The 18523-nt window shown below is 38.7% G+C and carries 19 protein-coding genes and 1 riboswitch; of the genes, 9 read left to right on the forward strand and 10 right to left on the reverse strand.

Features of this window, described 5'->3' with window-relative positions:
• Positions 1-60 precede the first annotated feature (60 nt).
• Positions 61-1752 carry an alpha-amylase family glycosyl hydrolase gene (locus HYG79_RS00590; RefSeq protein WP_179240242.1) on the forward strand — a complete coding sequence of 564 codons (1692 nt, stop codon included), beginning with the start codon at positions 61-63 and terminating at the stop codon, positions 1750-1752.
• Position 1753: 1 nt separating this feature from the next.
• On the opposite strand, the gene HYG79_RS00595 is transcribed toward HYG79_RS00590, so the two are convergent.
• From HYG79_RS00595 to HYG79_RS00605, 3 genes are read right to left on the reverse strand one after another with little or no spacing between them, the layout of a single operon-like run.
• Entirely contained in the window at positions 1754-2131 is a 378-nt protein-coding gene (locus tag HYG79_RS00595; RefSeq protein ID WP_179240243.1) for a VOC family protein, read from the reverse strand.
• A 1-nt stretch (position 2132) separates the two neighbouring features.
• Positions 2133-2666 carry an SRPBCC family protein gene (locus HYG79_RS00600; protein ID WP_179240244.1) on the reverse strand — a complete coding sequence of 178 codons (534 nt, stop codon included), beginning with the start codon at positions 2664-2666 and terminating at the stop codon, positions 2133-2135.
• A gap of 43 nt (positions 2667-2709) precedes the next feature.
• Positions 2710-3366 (reverse strand): TrmH family RNA methyltransferase, encoded by a 657-nt coding sequence (locus tag HYG79_RS00605; RefSeq protein WP_179240245.1) that lies wholly within the window; start codon positions 3364-3366, stop codon positions 2710-2712.
• Between the two features lie 49 nt (positions 3367-3415).
• Here HYG79_RS00605 and HYG79_RS00610 point away from each other — a divergent pair, with 49 nt between their 5' ends.
• The 3 genes from HYG79_RS00610 to purB all read left to right on the forward strand — a co-directional run bounded on the left by HYG79_RS00610 (position 3416) and on the right by purB (position 6113).
• Complete coding sequence (locus HYG79_RS00610) at positions 3416-4123, forward strand: SIR2 family NAD-dependent protein deacylase (RefSeq protein ID WP_179240246.1); 708 nt, start codon at positions 3416-3418, stop codon at positions 4121-4123.
• On the forward strand, positions 4120-4680 hold the full coding sequence (locus HYG79_RS00615; protein ID WP_179240247.1) for an adenylosuccinate lyase: 561 nt from the start codon (positions 4120-4122) through the stop codon (positions 4678-4680). The genes HYG79_RS00610 and HYG79_RS00615 overlap by 4 nt, the downstream gene beginning before the upstream one ends.
• 89 nt (positions 4681-4769) lie before the next feature.
• On the forward strand, positions 4770-6113 hold the full coding sequence (gene purB, locus HYG79_RS00620; protein WP_179240248.1) for an adenylosuccinate lyase: 1344 nt from the start codon (positions 4770-4772) through the stop codon (positions 6111-6113).
• 57 nt (positions 6114-6170) lie between these two features.
• Here purB and HYG79_RS00625 read toward each other — a convergent pair whose 3' ends face one another.
• The 6 genes from HYG79_RS00625 to HYG79_RS00650 all read right to left on the reverse strand — a co-directional run bounded on the left by HYG79_RS00625 (position 6171) and on the right by HYG79_RS00650 (position 9870).
• On the reverse strand, positions 6171-6980 hold the full coding sequence (locus HYG79_RS00625) for a mechanosensitive ion channel family protein (RefSeq protein ID WP_179240249.1): 810 nt from the start codon (positions 6978-6980) through the stop codon (positions 6171-6173).
• 150 nt (positions 6981-7130) lie between these two features.
• Positions 7131-7670 (reverse strand): DUF4252 domain-containing protein, encoded by a 540-nt coding sequence (locus HYG79_RS00630; protein ID WP_179240250.1) that lies wholly within the window; start codon positions 7668-7670, stop codon positions 7131-7133.
• A 76-nt stretch (positions 7671-7746) separates the two neighbouring features.
• The gene (locus HYG79_RS00635) at positions 7747-8301 is read right to left on the reverse strand and encodes a DUF4252 domain-containing protein (RefSeq protein ID WP_179240251.1); all 555 of its coding nucleotides are present in this window, start codon (positions 8299-8301) and stop codon (positions 7747-7749) included.
• Positions 8302-8377: 76 nt separating this feature from the next.
• Positions 8378-8923, reverse strand: a complete 546-nt coding sequence (locus HYG79_RS00640) for a DUF4252 domain-containing protein (protein WP_179240252.1) — start codon at positions 8921-8923, stop codon at positions 8378-8380.
• 13 nt (positions 8924-8936) lie between these two features.
• Complete coding sequence (locus HYG79_RS00645; protein WP_179240253.1) at positions 8937-9374, reverse strand: hypothetical protein; 438 nt, start codon at positions 9372-9374, stop codon at positions 8937-8939.
• On the reverse strand, positions 9361-9870 hold the full coding sequence (locus tag HYG79_RS00650) for an RNA polymerase sigma factor (RefSeq protein ID WP_179240254.1): 510 nt from the start codon (positions 9868-9870) through the stop codon (positions 9361-9363). The genes HYG79_RS00645 and HYG79_RS00650 overlap by 14 nt, the downstream gene beginning before the upstream one ends.
• 298 nt (positions 9871-10168) lie before the next feature.
• On the opposite strand from HYG79_RS00650, the gene HYG79_RS00655 reads away from it, so the two are divergent.
• Positions 10169-11662, forward strand: coding sequence for a S41 family peptidase (locus tag HYG79_RS00655; protein ID WP_179240255.1), 1494 nt, complete (start codon positions 10169-10171; stop codon positions 11660-11662).
• 59 nt (positions 11663-11721) lie between these two features.
• On the opposite strand, the gene HYG79_RS00660 is transcribed toward HYG79_RS00655, so the two are convergent.
• The gene (locus HYG79_RS00660) at positions 11722-13560 is read right to left on the reverse strand and encodes a TonB-dependent receptor plug domain-containing protein (RefSeq protein WP_179240256.1); all 1839 of its coding nucleotides are present in this window, start codon (positions 13558-13560) and stop codon (positions 11722-11724) included.
• Between the two features lie 222 nt (positions 13561-13782).
• Positions 13783-14011: riboswitch (cobalamin riboswitch) on the reverse strand.
• Between the two features lie 76 nt (positions 14012-14087).
• On the opposite strand from HYG79_RS00660, the gene HYG79_RS00665 reads away from it, so the two are divergent.
• From HYG79_RS00665 to rmuC, 4 genes are all read left to right on the forward strand, one after another.
• The gene (locus HYG79_RS00665) at positions 14088-15233 is read left to right on the forward strand and encodes an ABC transporter substrate-binding protein (protein WP_317168469.1); all 1146 of its coding nucleotides are present in this window, start codon (positions 14088-14090) and stop codon (positions 15231-15233) included.
• Entirely contained in the window at positions 15234-16265 is a 1032-nt protein-coding gene (locus HYG79_RS00670) for a FecCD family ABC transporter permease (RefSeq protein WP_179240257.1), read from the forward strand. It begins immediately after the preceding gene.
• 125 nt (positions 16266-16390) lie between these two features.
• The gene (locus HYG79_RS00675; protein ID WP_317168507.1) at positions 16391-17092 is read left to right on the forward strand and encodes an ABC transporter ATP-binding protein; all 702 of its coding nucleotides are present in this window, start codon (positions 16391-16393) and stop codon (positions 17090-17092) included.
• A gap of 32 nt (positions 17093-17124) precedes the next feature.
• Positions 17125-18474 carry a DNA recombination protein RmuC gene (gene rmuC, locus HYG79_RS00680; protein ID WP_179240258.1) on the forward strand — a complete coding sequence of 450 codons (1350 nt, stop codon included), beginning with the start codon at positions 17125-17127 and terminating at the stop codon, positions 18472-18474.
• Positions 18475-18523: the final 49 nt, after the last annotated feature.

Here is an 18523-nt window from a genome sequence, read left to right on the forward strand (position 1 = left end):
GAAAAAATAGGTGAGAGTACTATCTACGTATTTCCCCAATCTTATATAAAGCTATATTCCATGAATAAATGTTATGCTTTTTTAGTAACTGCTTTACTTCTTCTTTCATGTAAGGGAATCGATGAAAAAAAGAATGAATCCCAAAAAAACAATATAACGAAACCGACCGAAAAAAAGTCTGGAAGTCCATTTTTTTGGGAGGGTGCCAATATTTACTTTTTGTTAACAGATCGTTTTAACAACGGTAATCCGGAAAACGACATTAATTTTCGGCGAACAGACTCAACAGCGGTTCTAAGAGGGTTCAAAGGTGGAGATATACAAGGTATAACCAATAAAATAAACGATGGCTATTTTTCCGATTTAGGTATAAATGCCATTTGGTTTACACCAGTAGTTGAGCAAATACACGGCTCAACCAATGAGGGGACTGGCAATACATACGGTTACCACGGGTATTGGACGAAAGATTGGACTGCAATTGACCCCAATTTTGGAACAAAAAAAGAACTGGAAACCATGGTCAAAACAGCCCATAAAAATGGAATCCGAATCTTAATGGATGTGGTTATAAACCATACCGGCCCTGTTACCGATACCGACCCCGTTTGGCCAAAAGAATGGGTTCGCACCGAACCGACCTGTCAATTCACGACCTATGAAAATACTACAAAATGTACTTTGGTAGATAATTTACCGGACATTTATACAGAGTCCGATGAAGCTGTGGAACTCCCCGATGCCCTGCTTGCCAAATGGAAGAATGAGGGTCGCCTTAGCCAAGAGTTGGATGAACTACAATTGTTTTTTGAACGTACCGGATATCCAAGGGCTCCGAGATTTTACATCATAAAATGGCTTACGGATTATGTGAACGATCTAGGCATTGACGGGTTTAGGGTAGACACTGTTAAACATACCGATGAAAAAGCTTGGGGAGAACTCTATAAAGAAGCATCACATGCTTTTAGTACATGGAAGAAGAAGCATCCAGATCAAGTTTTGGACAGCACTCCGTTTTACATGGTGGGGGAAGTGTACAATTACGGCATATCTAGCGGTAGGGAATATGATTTTGGAGATAAAAAGGTAGACTATTTTGATTATGGCTTTAAGAGCCTCATCAATTTTGAACTAAAACATGATGCTTCAAAAGATTATGAAAGTATATTTAAAAAATACAACGATATCCTACATGGTAAACTAAACGGTAAGGGTACGGTCAACTACTTGACCTCACATGATGATGGCAATCCTTTTGACAAAGAAAGAAAAATGCCCATCAAATCTGCAAATATTTTATTGTTGACCCCGGGAGCTTCGCAAATTTACTATGGCGATGAAAGTGCAAGGGATTTGACCATCGACGCAGCCGAAGGTGATGCCACATTGCGTTCGTTCATGAATTGGTCGGAAATCGATAGTTTGTCCTCTACACAAAAAATACTGAACCATTGGCGAAAACTAGGTCGGTTTAGAAACGACCATCCCGCAGTTGGTGCAGGAAAACATAAAAGACTGGGCAAAACACCCTATGTTTTCAGTAGGAGTTACACAAATGGTGGCTATACAGATAAAGTTGTCATTGGTCTTGATCTACCCAAAGGAAAAAAATCACTTTGGGTCAAAGGCTTTTTCGGTGATGGTACAAAACTATACGATACATACTCTGAAACCGAAATTGTAGTTAAAAATGGAAAAGTGTTGCTTGAAAATGATTTTGATATAGCCCTTTTAGAAGTGGTGGAATAAATTATTTTTGAGAATATAGGGCAACCCTATTGCCTTCGCTGTCTTTTATCATTCCCATAAAGCCATGACCATCACCAATTTCTTTCTTTTTTTGAAGTATGGTGCCGCCAGCATTCTCAACCCTATTTAATTCGTTCACTACATTCTCGCAGGAAAAATAGATCAAAGGGCCATGGGTGCTACTGGGCATATACATCGCATGCTGTACCAACGAACCCGTAGCTCCGGATTTACCGGGAAACATAGGAAACCAACCCATGATAAAATCACCCAGTTCATGAATAGCGATTGAAATTTCAAAAACAGACTCATAGAACTTTTTCGCCCGTTCCATATCCGTTACGGGAATCTCGAACCAGCCCACCATATTGTTTTCCATGTCATTCCCTACTTTCCAAGGTTGTTTTTAAGGTAGAAAGACCTTCCTCAAAATCTTTCCCTACCATTTTATCCATACTCATAAACAGCATCACAATATTCATCGGGAACTTATTCTCACCGGTAAAACCCCAAATTACCTTGGTTTTTCCGTTAGGTACATCTTCAACTTTTGTATAGCAATCCGATATGGATTTCCAAGGCTTCAAAAACCGAAGTTCGCTTTCGATACGATCACCCTCTACTATATTTTTTATTTCCTGCTCACCTTCACCAACATCTTTATTACCGTTCCAATAGCTGATAGCCCCCACTTCACCATCTATTCCTATGAGTTTTTTGTTCATGTTCGGGTCTTTCTTGGCCCACGGCGACCATTCATCCATATTTTTCAAGTATTTCAGATAATTGAACACTTCATCTTTTGGCTTGGAAATTTCGATATCTCGGCTTACATCGTATGATTTTGGGGCTATTATGGCAAGTAGGCTTACCAACAGGGCAATACCCGGTATGATGTAGAGTAGCGTATACATTTGTTAATCAATTAGTTGGTTGTAGCTACAATGTAATTAAAAATTAATGAAGTTGATGATATCGTGTCAGAATTTCCTCGATACTTTTAATAGATTTCTTTGTCCAATCTAGCCTTTTCTCTAATTTCTCAGCATTGGACAAATGCCATGGTAAATCGGTTTTCGCTAATTTTTCGCTAAGATTTTGTAAGATGATAGCGGCAGCCACAGATATATTCAAACTCTCTGTAAATCCTTTCATCGGTATTCTTAAAAACCCATCTGCTTGCTGCATTACGGTGTCGCTAAGACCATCCCTTTCCGTTCCAAAGAATAAAGCAACTTTATCATTGATTTCAAAATCGCTCAGTGCCGCCGAATTATCGAGTGGCGTTGTGGCAATGATCTTGTAGCCGTTATTTCTTAAAGTGGCAATACAATCGGCTGTGGTTTGGTATCGGTATACATCTACCCATTGCTGGGCGCCCATGGCGATATTTTTGTCCAACCTTTTTCCAAATCTATTTTCAACAACATGGGCCTCCTGTACCCCAAAAACCTCACAGCTTCGTATAACCGCACTTGTATTGTGCAACTGGTATACATCCTCAATGGCAACCGTGATATATTTGGTGCGTTTTTCAAGAATCTCAATAAATCGCTCCCTTCGTTCCTCGGATATAAATTCTTCCAAATAGGCTAAAAGTTGATGCTGCTTCATAAACCGAATATAATAAAAACTCTATTTTTATAAAGTTCATACGACACTTATGAGAAAAAAGATAACTGTTTTGACCGGTGCGGGCATCAGTGCCGAAAGTGGCATCAAGACCTTTAGGGATGCTGATGGACTTTGGGAAGGGCATGATGTCATGGAAGTAGCCTCTCCCCAAGGTTTTGCAAGAAACCCAAAACTTGTACTAGATTTTTACAATCAAAGGCGAAGGCAACTATTGGAAGTCTTACCCAATGAGGCACACAAAGCATTAAAATATCTGGAAGATTATTTTGAAGTTACCATTATCACCCAAAATGTAGACAACCTTCACGAAAGTGCCGGAAGCTCAGACGTTATTCATTTACATGGCGAACTTTTAAAGGTTAGGAGCACCAAAGATGAAGATTTTGTAGTTGATTGGAAAAAAGACCTTGTTCAAGGAGACACCTGCCCTAAAGGACATCAACTACGACCACACATTGTCTGGTTTGGTGAAGAAGTGCCCTTATTGGAAAAAGCGGCATATATCACCAGCAATAGCGATATCCTGATTATAATAGGAACCTCAATGCAGGTTTACCCAGCGGCAAGTTTGGTACATTATGTCAAACCAAATACACCTATCTATTTTATTGACCCCAAACCCAGCGTAACCACTTCCGACTATAAAAATATTACTATCATCCCAAATACCGCTGCAAAGACAGTACCTGACCTGGTCGAAAAACTTATATCCAAAGAAAACCAGGCCAGCCCATGACAAAAGAAGAACTGTTCAGAACATTGAACTATGTGGATGCTACGAGGGAAAAGCGATTGAACATGTCCAAAAGGGTTTTGGAGCAACCCCAACTGTTAAAACCCCTTATTCAGATTGCCTTTGAAGAAGATAATCCCATTTCATGCAAAGCAGCATGGGTGTTGGAGTTTGTAACAAAGCAAAAACTGTCTTTGATTTTCCCCCATCTTGATTTCTTTATGAACAACATAAATAAGCTACATTTAGAATCTTCTGTACGACCGGTTGCGAAAATCTGCGAAGAATTGGTCCTAAATCACTTTTCAAAAAACAAAATTACAGCCCAAGAAGAGTTAACAATAAAACATTTGGAAAAAATTACCGCAGCTTGTTTTGACTGGTTAATAGGGAATTTTAAAGTAGCCCCAAAGGCATATGCCATGACGACCCTTTTAAAATTAGGAGAAGTGTTTGATTGGATACACCCAGAACTAAGGTTGATACTGGAACAGAATTACCATACGGGCAGCGCAGCATACAAGGCCAGAGCGAGAATGGTTTTGAAAAAACTGGAATAGATTTGTGCCACCTCACAAAAAACAAACTTTCAAACTCTATCGCTTATAGGTATCTTTGCCTTTTTAAAATTCAACCAATCCCTAGTATTATGTCTTTAACTGCGTTAAATGCCATTTCTCCCATTGATGGGCGGTATAGAAATAAAATAGAAAACCTAGCCCCCTATTTTTCTGAAGAAGCTCTCATTAAATATAGGGTAAGGGTAGAAATTGAATACTTTATCGCACTCTGCGAAATACCATTACCGCAACTATCTGATTTTGATACTTCTAAATTTTCTTTATTGCGGGAAATTTACATGAATTTTGATGCAAAAGACGCACAGGAAATCAAGGAGATTGAAAAAACTACCAACCACGATGTAAAAGCGGTCGAATATTTTATCAAATCCGCCTTTGACCGATTGGGACTGTCGGCACACAAAGAATTTATCCATTTTGGGTTGACTTCACAGGATATAAACAACACGGCCATACCCCTTTCTATCAAAGAAGCGATGAACGAAGTATACGTGCCACAGTATTTTGAATTACTTGAAAAATTAAAGGAACTGTCTGCTGAATGGTCAGAAATACCCATGTTGGCAAGAACCCATGGCCAACCGGCGTCCCCTACCCGCTTAGGTAAGGAAATTGCCGTATTTGTTGAACGGTTGAAGGAACAGTTCAATTTACTGAACGATATTCCCAGCGCGGCAAAATTTGGTGGGGCTACCGGTAATTATAACGCACATAAAGTAGCATATCCACAGATTGACTGGAAAGCCTTCGGTCAAAAATTCGTACAGGAGAAATTAGGGCTGCACCACTCCTTTCCCACAACTCAAATTGAACACTATGACCATATGGCCGCTCTGTTCGATACATTAAAAAGAATAAATACCATTATCTTGGATCTAAATAGGGATTTTTGGACCTATGTTTCGATGGACTATTTTAAACAGAAAATAAAACAAGGGGAAGTGGGCTCCTCGGCCATGCCGCACAAAGTAAACCCTATCGATTTTGAAAATTCCGAAGGTAATTTAGGTATCGCCAATGCCCTTTTTGAGCATTTATCGGCAAAATTGCCCGTGTCGCGTTTACAGAGAGATTTGACCGATAGTACGGTACTCAGGAACGTTGGTGTACCTTTTGCCCATACCGTAATTGCTTTTTTATCTACGCTAAAAGGTTTAAACAAACTTTTGCTGAACAAAGAAAAGTTTGAAACAGATCTTGAGAATAATTGGGCCGTGGTCGCTGAGGCCATACAGACTATTTTAAGGCGGGAAGGTTATCCCAATCCATACGAAGCCTTAAAGGGCCTTACACGTACCAATGAGAGAATAAACCAGCAATCCATCGCCAATTTTATAAATACTTTAGAGGTTTCAGAAAGCATAAAAACAGAATTAAAGCAAATTACCCCTAGCAATTATACAGGGGTTTAGCAAAGTCATTTCCGTAAAGGTCAGCTTACCTTTACGGAAATGACAATAAGCTCAATTTCACTTATTGATCTGTACCTCGTGTGGGTAGGGGATTTCTATACCGGCCTTATCCAAAGCTTCCTTACTGCCTTCAACGGTAGCAAAAAAAACATCCCAATAATCTTCTGGTTTACAGAAAGGACGGACTGCCAAATTTACCGAGCTATCCGCCAATGCTTCCACATTGACCGTTGGTGCCGGATCTTGTAATACCTTTGGGTTGGCTTTCAACATTTCAAGCAGAACTTCTTTCGTCTTTTTGATGTCCGAACCGTAATCAACCCCCACAACGGTGTCAACCCGCATTTTACCCTCGGCAGTGTAATTTATGATATTACCGTTGGCCATGGCCCCATTAGGTACAATGGCCAACTTGTTTTGTGGCGTTATCAATTTGGTGGTGAAAATTTCTATTTCCTTCACAGAGCCCAATACACCTTGAGCCTCTATCAAATCTCCGATTTTATAGGGTTTGAAGATGATAATCAAAACACCCCCTGCAAAATTGGATAAAGAACCTTGCAGTGCCAAACCTATGGCCAAGCCCGCAGCTGCTATTACCGCTGCCAAACTTGTAGTTTCAACACCTAATGTTGAAATGACGGTTATGACCAAAAAAATGGTAAGTCCCCATTTGGCTAAACTCAAAAGAAATTTTTGAAGAGACTTATCGTATTCTTGACTGCTCATCCCCTTCCTTAGGAGTTTCATTAGTTTTTTTATGATCCATGAACCAATAATATAGATCAAGATGGCCCCGAGCAGTCTTGGCCCGAATTCAACTATAAAATCGATTCCTTTGTCAATCCATTTTTGTGCATCTTCCATAATGTGATATAATTTTAAGGTTAGTATTATATTATATGACACTTAAATTAAGCATAAAGTCACATAAAATTTGTTATTATTTTATGGCATTAACAAATAAACCCCCAAAACGTTGAATGTTTTGGGGGTTTGTAACATTTAAATTGTATTCTAACCTTTTAAGAAGTCACCAAGTTCACCTAAGCCTTCGCCTTTATAGTCCGATTTTTGTAAAGCGTTCATAAGCTGTACCAAATGGGCTGGATTCATATTGTCGCCTAAGACCCGAATCAACATGAAACCCTTTTCATCACTACTGCCGTACACGATAACTTCATCTATGGCATCCTCATCGCCTAAATACTTTATTACCCCTTTGCCATAACTTGAATTTAGTTTCATAAGCTCTACAAACTTATCGTTCTTCAAGATTTTTTTTACGTTGGCCTGTTCCACCTTAAATTCGGCAACATTTTCCTGGCTTTTCTTGAAGGCCAATATGTTCAGTTTCTTCAACGAACCAATGGCTTCTTTTTGCACATCGGTCAAATTGGTCTCCTCTAAGTTTAGAATGCTTGCAGGTACATCCAATGATATAAAATTTGGATTTTCCTGATTATCCACATAATACTCCTGTAAACTTTGGGTCGACGAGCATGATGATAGTAGCAATATCACTACAATTATTATTGAGGTTGTATATTTTTTCATTAACTATGGTTTTTATCAAATATAAGGTGCATTTGCAATCTCGAAAGATTGAATATTGTTACTGTACATAAAACTATTATTCTCCTTTACCAGCCTTGTTCAAATCGTTGGGCAGGTTCATTTTTTTGGTCAATGAACCGATTTTATTCAGATCTATATCGCCGGTCATAGAGACCAAAACGGTTTCGAACTTTCTGCCGTTCATGTCCACATCCAAATCCTTCATTCCAGATACGAACATCAAAAGTTCACTCACATGATCTTTCTTTTTACCGTTTTTAATGTAAAACTTAACGTTTACGTCTTTATCCTTTACGCGCATTAATTCTTCCAACTTCGAGGAGTTCAAATATTTACGTACCGTTGCGCCCATATCTACCGATACCGCTTTATCCTCGGTGATAAAAACTTTGATGCCCTTTAAGCCCTGGGCCATTTCCATGAATTCCTGTGCTTCTTTGTCATCGGACATAGCACTAACTTTGGCGACAAGATCTATCATACCCTTATTCACTATGACCGACCCCACATTGTCCATTTCCTCATACTTATCGAACATAGATTGCGAGAATCCGAACATGGGGAAAATGGCCATTGCTACTATTGCAGTGATTTTTTTAAAATTTTTCATGACTGTTGATTTTTAATGATTGATGAATATTCTTTAAAATTTATAATTGATTCAAATGTTTGTATCTACAAACCGATTATCGGTTTTTATTCCCGGCTTTGTTCAATTCGTCCGGAAGATTCATTTTTTTGGTCAATGAATTGATTTTATTCAAGTCAATATCCCCGGTCAAGGACAACAAAACCGTTTCAAACTTTCGGCCATTGACCTCAACATCGGACTTCATTCCGGTTACGAACATCAAAAGTTCACTAACGTGGTCATCGTCCTTACCGCTTTTTATGTAAAACTTTACATTGGCATCTTTGTCTTTGATACGCATCAATTCTTCCAAAGAAGCTGATTTTAGATACTTGGCGACCGATGCCTTCATGTCAAGACCAATCGATTTGTCTTCGGTGGTAAACACCTTTAGGCTGTTTACACTTTGGGCGATGTCCATAAAATCCTTGGCTTCCGGATCATCTACCTCAACATCTATCTTGCTCAAAAGGTTGAACATACTTTTGTTCACGACCACAGCGGTCACATTGTCCAAATCTTCATATTTGTCAAATAAAGATTGTGCAATGCCTACCAACGGCAATAGTGCCAAAACGAATATTGTACTATACTTTTTCATGGTTTTTTTCATTTTAATTATGCTTGTAAATTTTTTGTTTTGTTTCTTCAAACTCTTTTAAATAGGCCACCTTCTCTGTACCGCGACCAAAATTTTCGGCTAAAAGGTTCAATGCCTTTTTGGTTTCATTGTAGGCATATTCGGCTTTTTCCCTTTCCAATTGTTTTTCATCTTGGTATTCTTTACCAAAATATATGCCAATGGCCAAAACTGCTACGGCAGCAACGGAACCCCACTTGTAAAAATTACTTCTTCTGGGTCTTAAGGGTACTTGTCTTGTAAATGTTTCTTCTTTGGCTTTGGAAAAATAATTGAACATTGGCGCATATTGCCTTAAGTGCGTTGCTACATTTTCTTGTGAAAAGTAGTCGCGCAATGTTTTTTCTTCGGCCACTGTTGTGGTAGACTCAAAGTATTTTTCCAATAATTTTTCTATGTTATCCAATTCCATAGCTATGTTTTTGTATTAATTTTTCCCTTACTAATTTTCTTGCCCTTGATAAGGCTACCCGTACGGCCGTTGGTTTCATATGCAACAACTCGGATATTTCTTCAAAATCATATTCTTCAACATCCCGTAATTGCAGTACCATTTTTTGCTGTTCGGGCAATTCGTCCATTATTTTTTCTACCCAACTTACACTGTCTTTTGCCTCAACTTGTGTTTGTAAAGAGCTGTCCTCATTTGTATAGTTGCTATGTACCAACTTTAGGTTACTGGCCTGTTTTGATTTTAAACGATCTAGACAAAAATTCTTGGTCATGGTCATTGCAAAGGCTTCAACACTTTTATACTCACTTATCTTTTTGTTCTTGGACCAAAGCTTTAACAGTATTTCCTGGGTGGCATCCTCTGCCTCCTCTGCGGAAACCAATAGCCGCTTTGCCATTCGGTACAACTTGTCCTTAAAAGGCATTACCACATTTAAAAACTCACTTTGATTCATTTTGGTGGTTGTTTTGTAAACTAATTACATATCCGTTTACATAAGCAAGACGAAGTATAACGAATTTTGTTACAATTTCTTTTTTTTTATCCCGTATGTAAGTAAATTGGGAGAATGTGAACTAAAGACTGGAACCATACGTAACTATTAAAAGACTTATGTTTGGAACGATAATTGAAGTTCTAATTTAAAATATTGAATAAGAAATAGCTATGCAATATGCCGCATCTATACTCGATGCCTATCGTGGTGTTATTGACAAATTATATATGCACTAAAAAAAAATAAAATGGAAAAGATGAAAAGATATTTGATTTTGATTACCATAGCGCTGTTATGGATTGGATGTAATAAAGATGATGACAATGGAATTCCTGAGCCAGGAGGGCCTGATCCCCAGCCACAGGCAAATGTAGAAGTCCAAGATTTTATGTGGAAAGCTATGAACCTATGGTATTTTTGGCAAGCGGATGTTACCGATTTAGCAGATACACGTTTTAATAACGACGAGGATTATACCAATTTTTTGAGGTCAGAGGATAATCCAGAAGATTTTTTTAAAAAACTCTTATTTACAGAAGACAGATTCAGTTTTTTTAACGATGACTACAAAGAATTGGTAAACAACTTCGCAGGAGTTTCTAAAAGCAATGGTATGGAGTTTGGACTATCACGCTTTGGTTCTGGTAACGATGTGTTCGGTTTTGTGCAATATGTTGTACCTGGTTCAGATGCCGACGCAAAAGGGGTAAAAAGAGGAGATATCTTCAAAACCGTAAACGGACAACAATTATTTCAAGACAGGGCAAATGCAAGTAATAACAATTATGAGTTATTCGACCTAGATACGTATACCATAGATATTTCTACAATTATCGATAATACGATTACGGATACGGGAAATGAAATAACATTGAACAAACAAGAAAACTTGGTTGAAAATCCTGTTTTTTTGACCAAAACATTAGATGTCAATGGCATAAAAGTCGGTTATTTAATGTACAATAGGTTTACGAGCAACTTTGACGAAGAGCTAAACAATGCCTTTGGGGAACTGAGAGCTGCCAATGTAAGCGAGCTTGTTTTGGATATGCGTTATAATCCTGGCGGTTCTGTTAATTCATCTCGTTTATTAGCTAGCATGGTTTACGGTACGAGAACAAATGATTTGTACATAAGACAGCGTTGGAATCCCAAAATACAAGCTGCATTTGGCGCAGCACAATTAGAAGATTTTTTTGCAGATACTACAGGTGATGGTACACCTATAAACACACTAAACCTTTCTAAAGTATATGTTTTGGCTACGCGCGGTTCTGCTTCTGCTAGTGAATTAGTGATGAACGGTCTTGCTCCTTATGTTGATGTAATTCATATAGGGACTACAACAAGAGGGAAAAATGAATTTTCTTTGACTTTTGTAGACGACCCAAATAGAGAAGGTGCTCCTTACGTTTATACAGAATCTAGAGAAAGTAATATAAACCCCAACAACAGCTGGGCTATTCAACCTTTATGTGGCAGAAATGAAAACGCTGATGGTTTTTTTGACTATACCTCTGGTTTGGCTCCAGATATAGAGTTACCAGAAGATATTGCCAACCTTGGCGTACTTGGTGACGAGAACGAACCTTTATTAGCAAGAGCGTTACAAGAAATTTCCGGCGCAACCGCGAAAAGAAGTTTTACGGTTAAAATGCCTGCAAACACTATCACCAACTCTAAAATGTTTACCCAAATAAAGGATAATATGTATTTGGACAAACCTCTAAATAATATAACTATTCAATAAAAGTAAATTAAAAAAACAGCGGCCAATGACCGCTGTTTTTTGTTTAAACCGAGTTTGTTTTAAAGCTTTAACCGCATTCCCAGTCTAACATTCCTCCCTCTAGTGGTAAAGTTTAGAACCTCAAAATAATCGGTATTGAAAATATTATTGACCGATACAAAGAAATTCAGCGTATCGTTTACATCATGCTTTAGATAAAAATCAAACAGACTAAAAGCATCCAAAGGTACCTCTCCAAAATCCAACCGTTCAGAAACGTATTGATACGATAGCGATGTATACGTTTTACCGCTAAAAGTATAAGCAATATCAGCATTTATCTTATGTTTTGGCAACCTGAGTATCACTCTATCCTTGCTCTCGGTAAATGTATAATTGGAAGATACTTGTAATGCTTCGGTAAGCCTTCCGACAAATTCAATCTCCAGTCCGGAAGCATTTCTATCCTCCAACGTATTTATATACCCCGGCCCTACAAAATCAATAAAATTCTCTTCTTTCCTATCAAAATAAAGAGCACTCAAGCGAAATTTATCCGAAGGTCTATACTCAATACCTCCCTCTACAGTGGTATTTTCCTCTGGTTCCAAATCGGGGTTTGCCCCAAACGGACCGAACAACTGGGACAGGTTGGGAGCAATAAAAGAAGTGGCATAGGAACCCAAAAATTTGATGTAACCACCATTGATCTTTATACGGTATGACGGATTGAAATTATATATAAGGTTACTCCCATATTCGCTATGATTGTTCAAACGGACACCTGCATTGATGTTCAACCCAAAATCACTTACATAAACCACATTACCATAGGGGTCAATGGTATTGATGCTTTGGTCATCGGTAAAAAAAGTTTTGTGGTCAATGATGTTTACTCCGATAATGGTATACAACTTATCGTTAAAAATGTATTTGTTAAATGCATCCAAAATAAAGGATTCTGAATTGAATGCCGTGGGAAAACTTGACCGGGTATCACGGGTTATTTGATTAAAGGCCGTATGTATCTGTACGCTGCCCTTTTCGTAAATATATTCCGTTGACAGACCAAAACGGGATTGTTCGCTTCTAAAGCTAAAATCGGCGTCTTCCACAGGGAAACCATTGTCAAAATCGGTATTCAATTTATTATAGAAGGCCGTTGCGGTAACATTGAATCTATCCGAAAAGACATACCCTAACTTTAGGTTTCCATCAATTCTGGAAAAAACATCGGCCTCCTCTCCGATTGCCGCAGAAAGTCCGTCTGTAAATTGATGTCCGCCCGAGGCCAAAATAGACAGTTTTCCTGTGTTTCCCGCTACCGTTACCGTATTTGAAAAATCAGAAATATTATAATTCTGGTCGTTTTGCGATTGATTGGTTCCCAAACTTGACAAAACCTCCATGGCTACACCATCCGCAGGAGCCTTTTTCGTGGTAATGTTGATTACGGCCGTAGCTGCGGAATTTCCGTAAAGGGTACTGGCCGCTCCTTTAATGATCTCGATACTCTGTATTTGCAAGGTGTTCAATAAGCGTAAATCATACTGACCATTTACGTTGGAAGGGTCCGATACCTGTATACCGTCGACCAGTACCAAAACTTGACGGTTGTTCCCACCACGGGCAAACACCGATATATTTTGACCGGAGAAGCTTCGGCTTCCGTTCACTTCAAGACCGCTTTTGGTGTTGATGATTTCTGCGATTGACCGTCCTTGATTTCTTTCCAACTCTTGGGCCGTTATTTTAACGACCGTTTTACCTGAATTTTCGCGTTTTAATACAAAACGCGAGTCACTTACCACTACTTCGTCCAATTCTTGAAGTTTCATGGAGTCCTGCTGTTGCTGTTGGGCAACAACCTTAGTGCATAGCATAACCATGGCACTAAAGCCTAAAAGTTTTTTGTTCATTTTTTAATTCTCTGTTCGAGCGAATGGTATGTCTGCACCCATACCCCAGAATATACATGTACCTTGGCTGGTCCTAAAAAATACGGCCTTTAACTTCAAAAAAAAATAATCCTACAACGGTTTACCGTGCATATAAGTCCTTCGAAAAACAGAAGCCATGAATTTTTAGGATACACATCCCCAACACATATTAATCCTAAACCTTTATCCCGAAAGTTTAACAATAGTTGTTTGAATTTGGCAGGTCTCCTGACTTGTTTAAAATTATTTTGCCTTCCCATTCCTAAAATTTTCGGAACAGTGGCTTTTGAAGAAACAATTTCCTCCGTAAAGAGGTGCCAAACCGGTTTGGCATAAACTTACAGTTGCGGGAACAGTTCCGGATTCGCACCGGATTCCCTTTTAATCCCATCAAAAAAAAATGATGAAAACCAAGATTCAATGCTAAAGTAAACATTTTGTTTAATCTTTCAATCCAAAGTTTAAATAATACTACTTTTGATAAAGTATAATCCAAATACATTATCTTGAAAAAAATTACGCTTCTCTTTTTATCATTGATCTGGTTTTGTTGTAAAGAGAAAAAAGAGGAGTCTCTCCCTTTTGAAAACACGGTAGATAAGGTCTCAATTGAATACGCAAAGGGATTTTCAATCGAAAAACAAGCTAACGGACTCACTACACTTAAAATAAGCTCACCATGGCCAAATGCAAAAGATAGATTTACCTATGCCTTGGTTCCCAAGGAGAAAATGGCATTTATAAACTTAAACAAAAATGAATATGATGCTATCGTTACCGTTCCTGTTGAAAAAGTAATCGTAACTTCCACTACACACATACCCGCTTTGGAAGCACTAAATGTATTGGATAAGCTTGTAGGTTTTCCCAATACAAAATTTATATCGTCAAAAGCTGCCAGAAAAAAAATAAATGAAGGTAAGCTGATAGAAATAGGCAATAACGAATCCATCAATACGGAAATGGTACTATCGCTTTCCCCTGAAGTCGTCATCGGTTTTGGCATCAATGCCCAAAACAAGGCTTATGAAACTATACAGCGTTCCAATATTCCCGTGGTATATAACGGCGATTGGACTGAACAGACCCCCTTGGGCAAGGCCGAATGGATCAAGTTCTTCGCTCCGTTTTTCGAAAAAGAAAAAGAGGCCGAAGTTATTTTTGAAAAAATAGAGGCATCCTATAATTCAGTAAAAGAACTGGCAAAAAAAACCAAGATAAAACCAAGCGTAATGAGCGGTGCCCTTTACAAAGATGTGTGGTATCTTCCCGGTGGGGATAGCTGGGCGGCACAATTCCTAAAAGATGCCAATGTTAACTACCTGTGGGGAGAGGCTGCCGGTACCGGGAGCCTATCGTTAAGTTGGGAAAGTGTGCTACAAAAGGCAAAAGAGGCCGATTTTTGGATTGCCCCCGCACAGTTTATCACATATGACGATATGAAAAAGGCAAGCCAACATTATCAGCAATTTGATGCATTTACACAAAAAAAAGTATATACTTTTGCAAACACAAAGGGAGAAACTGGCGGTATACTCTACTATGAGCTAGGACCACAACGACCGGATTTGGTTTTGAAAGACCTCATTCATATTTTGCATCCGGAAATACTTCCGCAACACACACTTTTCTTTTTTAAGCCCTTGGAATAGTTGAAAAATCAGCAAACATATCTCACACGGTTTATCGTGTTATTATTTGTGTTGGGCTTCTGTCTTTTCTTAAACCTGGGTTTAGGCTCTGTATCGATTGATTTCATAGATACCATAACGTCAATTTTTGGTGGTCGGTTAGAAAAAACATCCCTCGAATATATTATATGGAACTATAGAATTCCCAAAGCACTTACGGCCATATTAACAGGTAGTGGCTTGGCTTTAAGTGGTTTATTAATGCAAACCCTTTTTAGAAATCCCTTGGCAGGACCTTTTGTACTGGGAATAAGTTCCGGGGCCAGCTTGGGAGCGGCTTTATTGATTATGGGAACTTCACTTTTCTCCGGGATATTTACTTTTGGATTCGCCGACGATATTGCGCTGGCCGTCGCATCGAGTGTTGGCAGTTTTCTAGTGCTTATGGCCGTTTTGACCGTAGCCGCAAAAGTTAGGGACACGATGGCGTTATTGATCATTGGTCTAATGTTCGGTAGCATAACAACAGCGATAGTAAGCGTACTTTCATACTTCACCAATGCAGAAAAATTACAACAGTTCATATTTTGGTCGTTCGGTAGCGTGGGCAATCTCTCATGGGGGCAACTGGGAATACTATCGGTGATCATTGCAATGGGTCTATTTTTGAGCATTCTTTCCGTCAAATCTTTGAACGGATATCTATTGGGCGAAAACTATGCCCAAAGTTTGGGTATAGACCTAAAAAAATCCAGATATATTGTTATCGTCGCCACCGGCTTATTGGCAGGAAGTGTTACCGCTTTTGCAGGGCCAATCGCTTTTATAGGTCTTGCCGTTCCACATTTGACCCGACAGATTTTTAACACAACGGATCATAAAATATTGGTGCCCGCCGTTATCATATATGGCGCTATCATACTTTTGCTATGTGATACGGTAGCGCAATTGCCCGGCTCGGTACATGTATTGCCCATAAATGCGATAACAAGTATATTAGGTGCGCCCGTGGTCATATGGCTGTTGGTTCGAAAGCGAAAAATGGTATTTTGACAAGATTATCTATGTAAACAACCCTATTATTTAAAATAGATACCATAAAAACGAAAAAACAACATACCGCGCTAGAAGTAACCGACTTATGCATAGGGTATGGGTCAATATCAGTTTGTGACAACATCAACTTTACACTTTTGCAAGGGGAACTTACGGCAATCGTAGGAGGCAATGGTATCGGGAAATCCACACTGCTGCGAACCTTAGGGAATTTTCAATCCAAAATATCGGGGACGATAAAAATCGATGGAAAAAATCTCGGTAATCATAACACATTGGAACTTGCATCAAAAATAAGCGTGGTATTGACTGAGCCCGTTGCTTCTAAAAACATGACCGTAACCGAATTGATAGCACTGGGCAGACAACCCTACACGAATTGGATTGGTCGCCTTACCAAAAAGGATAAAACCCAAATAAATAAATCCATACAACTGTTGGAGCTAGAAGATTTAAAAAATAAAAGGTGTTTTGAACTTAGTGATGGTCAGCTGCAACGTGTCATGATCGCTCGGGCTTTGGCCCAAGACACCCATGTTATTCTTTTGGATGAACCTACCACACATCTTGATCTGTACCACAAAGTCCAAATATTGAAATTATTGAAATTTATAGCGAACAAAACCCAAAAAACCATTTTGTTTACCAGTCATGAGATAGAAATGACCATACAGCTCAGTGATAAAATATTGATTTTGAATGGGAAAGAGAACCCTTTTGACGAACCGTGCAAATTGATTGAAAATAAACACTTTGAAGGTTTGTTTCCCAAAGATGCCATTGCCTTTGATGCCCAAACGGGCTCTTTTCGTATTCGGAAGTAACTTGTATCTTTACCTATCACTTTTAAAATAAAATGAACGAAACCCTAATTTATATCATCATTGGACTAATTTGCCTTGCTGTAGGCTTTTTTTTGGGAAACTATATCCAAGGCCTAAAAACAAAATCCAGCCAAAGTGCTTTAGAAGAGCGAGAACAGCAATTGCATAACAACCTTTCGGTCTTGGAGCAACGCCTTAGTGATACCGAGGAGCACAAAAAACACCTACAGGATGAAAAAGAGCAGTTAGGTCATCAAATAATACGCTATCAGGCCGATTTAGAGAACTTACAGCTCAAAAATCGGGAACAAAAAGATGAAGTAGAGAAGCTTCAGGAAAAATTCACCAAAGAGTTTGAAAATCTCGCAAATAAAATTCTGGAAGAAAAGAGTTTGAAATTTACTGAGCGAAACGAAAAAAATATCAAAGACATTCTTACGCCTTTGAACGAAAAGATTCAATTGTTCGAAAAAAAGGTAGAGGAAAGCCAAAAAGAAAACATAAGCATTCATTCTGCACTTAAAGAGCAACTACTGAATCTACAAACACAAAACTTAAAGATTACCCAAGAGGCCGAGAACCTTACTAAAGCCTTAAAAGGTGATAGTAAAATGCAAGGGAATTGGGGTGAATTGGTATTGGAACGTGTTTTGGAAAAGTCCGGTTTGGAAAAAGACAGAGAGTATAGCGTACAACAAAGTTTTACCCGTGAAGATGGTTCTCGTGTTTTACCGGACGTTATCATCAACCTACCCGATGGTAAAAAAATGATAGTTGATTCAAAAGTTTCATTAACCGATTACGAGCGCTATGTCAACGCAGAAGATGAACTACGGGAAAAGTTCTTAAAAGACCATATCAATTCGTTAAGAAAACACGTAGATCAACTATCGGCAAAAAAGTATGAGGATCTGTACGAAATGGAAAGTCCTGATTTTGTATTGATGTTCGTCCCAATAGAACCAGCATTCGCCATTGCCATCAACAATGATAATTCACTGTACAACAAAGCATTTGAGCAAAATATAGTCATAGTTACTCCGTCTACGCTATTGGCCACGCTTCGCACTATAGATAGCATGTGGAACAATGAAAAGCAGCAACGCAATGCTATTGAAATTGCCCGCCAAGCAGGTGCTCTTTATGATAAATTTGAAGGTTTTGTCAGCGACCTGACCAAAGTCGGTAAAAAAATGGATGATGCTAAAGATGAATACAAAGGTGCCATGAACAAACTGGTCGAAGGTCGTGGAAACATCATTACCAGCATAGAAAAACTAAAAAAAATGGGCGCCAAAGCAAAAAAGTCCATTCCGGAGCCTATTTTAAAACGTGCCCAAGAAGATGATTTTGAAGAGGAAGAACCCAAACTAAAACTATAGTCAATGAACAAAAGAATGAAAGTTGCCCTAATTCTGATTTCATTGTGCT

The organism is Costertonia aggregata (assembly GCF_013402795.1).
GTDB classification, from domain to species: Bacteria; Bacteroidota; Bacteroidia; order Flavobacteriales; family Flavobacteriaceae; genus Costertonia; species Costertonia aggregata.

What these genes read in the sequence shown, in the direction of transcription:
- HYG79_RS00605 (WP_179240245.1), bottom strand. Translation starts at nt 3,366, where the DNA reads ATGAAGCAGCATCAACTTTTAGCCTATTTGGAAGAATTTATATCCGAG.
- HYG79_RS00625 (WP_179240249.1), bottom strand. Translation starts at nt 6,980, where the DNA reads ATGGAAGATGCACAAAAATGGATTGACAAAGGAATCGATTTTATAGTT.
- HYG79_RS00660 (WP_179240256.1), bottom strand. Translation starts at nt 13,560, where the DNA reads ATGAACAAAAAACTTTTAGGCTTTAGTGCCATGGTTATGCTATGCACT.
- HYG79_RS00600 (WP_179240244.1), bottom strand. Translation starts at nt 2,666, where the DNA reads ATGTATACGCTACTCTACATCATACCGGGTATTGCCCTGTTGGTAAGC.
- HYG79_RS00650 (WP_179240254.1), bottom strand. Translation starts at nt 9,870, where the DNA reads ATGAATCAAAGTGAGTTTTTAAATGTGGTAATGCCTTTTAAGGACAAG.
- HYG79_RS00640 (WP_179240252.1), bottom strand. Translation starts at nt 8,923, where the DNA reads ATGAAAAAGTATAGTACAATATTCGTTTTGGCACTATTGCCGTTGGTA.
- HYG79_RS00645 (WP_179240253.1), bottom strand. Translation starts at nt 9,374, where the DNA reads ATGGAATTGGATAACATAGAAAAATTATTGGAAAAATACTTTGAGTCT.
- purB (WP_179240248.1), top strand. Translation starts at nt 4,770, where the DNA reads ATGTCTTTAACTGCGTTAAATGCCATTTCTCCCATTGATGGGCGGTAT.
- HYG79_RS00635 (WP_179240251.1), bottom strand. Translation starts at nt 8,301, where the DNA reads ATGAAAAATTTTAAAAAAATCACTGCAATAGTAGCAATGGCCATTTTC.
- HYG79_RS00615 (WP_179240247.1), top strand. Translation starts at nt 4,120, where the DNA reads ATGACAAAAGAAGAACTGTTCAGAACATTGAACTATGTGGATGCTACG.
- HYG79_RS00590 (WP_179240242.1), top strand. Translation starts at nt 61, where the DNA reads ATGAATAAATGTTATGCTTTTTTAGTAACTGCTTTACTTCTTCTTTCA.
- HYG79_RS00630 (WP_179240250.1), bottom strand. Translation starts at nt 7,670, where the DNA reads ATGAAAAAATATACAACCTCAATAATAATTGTAGTGATATTGCTACTA.
- HYG79_RS00610 (WP_179240246.1), top strand. Translation starts at nt 3,416, where the DNA reads ATGAGAAAAAAGATAACTGTTTTGACCGGTGCGGGCATCAGTGCCGAA.
- HYG79_RS00655 (WP_179240255.1), top strand. Translation starts at nt 10,169, where the DNA reads ATGAAAAGATATTTGATTTTGATTACCATAGCGCTGTTATGGATTGGA.
- rmuC (WP_179240258.1), top strand. Translation starts at nt 17,125, where the DNA reads ATGAACGAAACCCTAATTTATATCATCATTGGACTAATTTGCCTTGCT.
- HYG79_RS00595 (WP_179240243.1), bottom strand. Translation starts at nt 2,131, where the DNA reads ATGGAAAACAATATGGTGGGCTGGTTCGAGATTCCCGTAACGGATATG.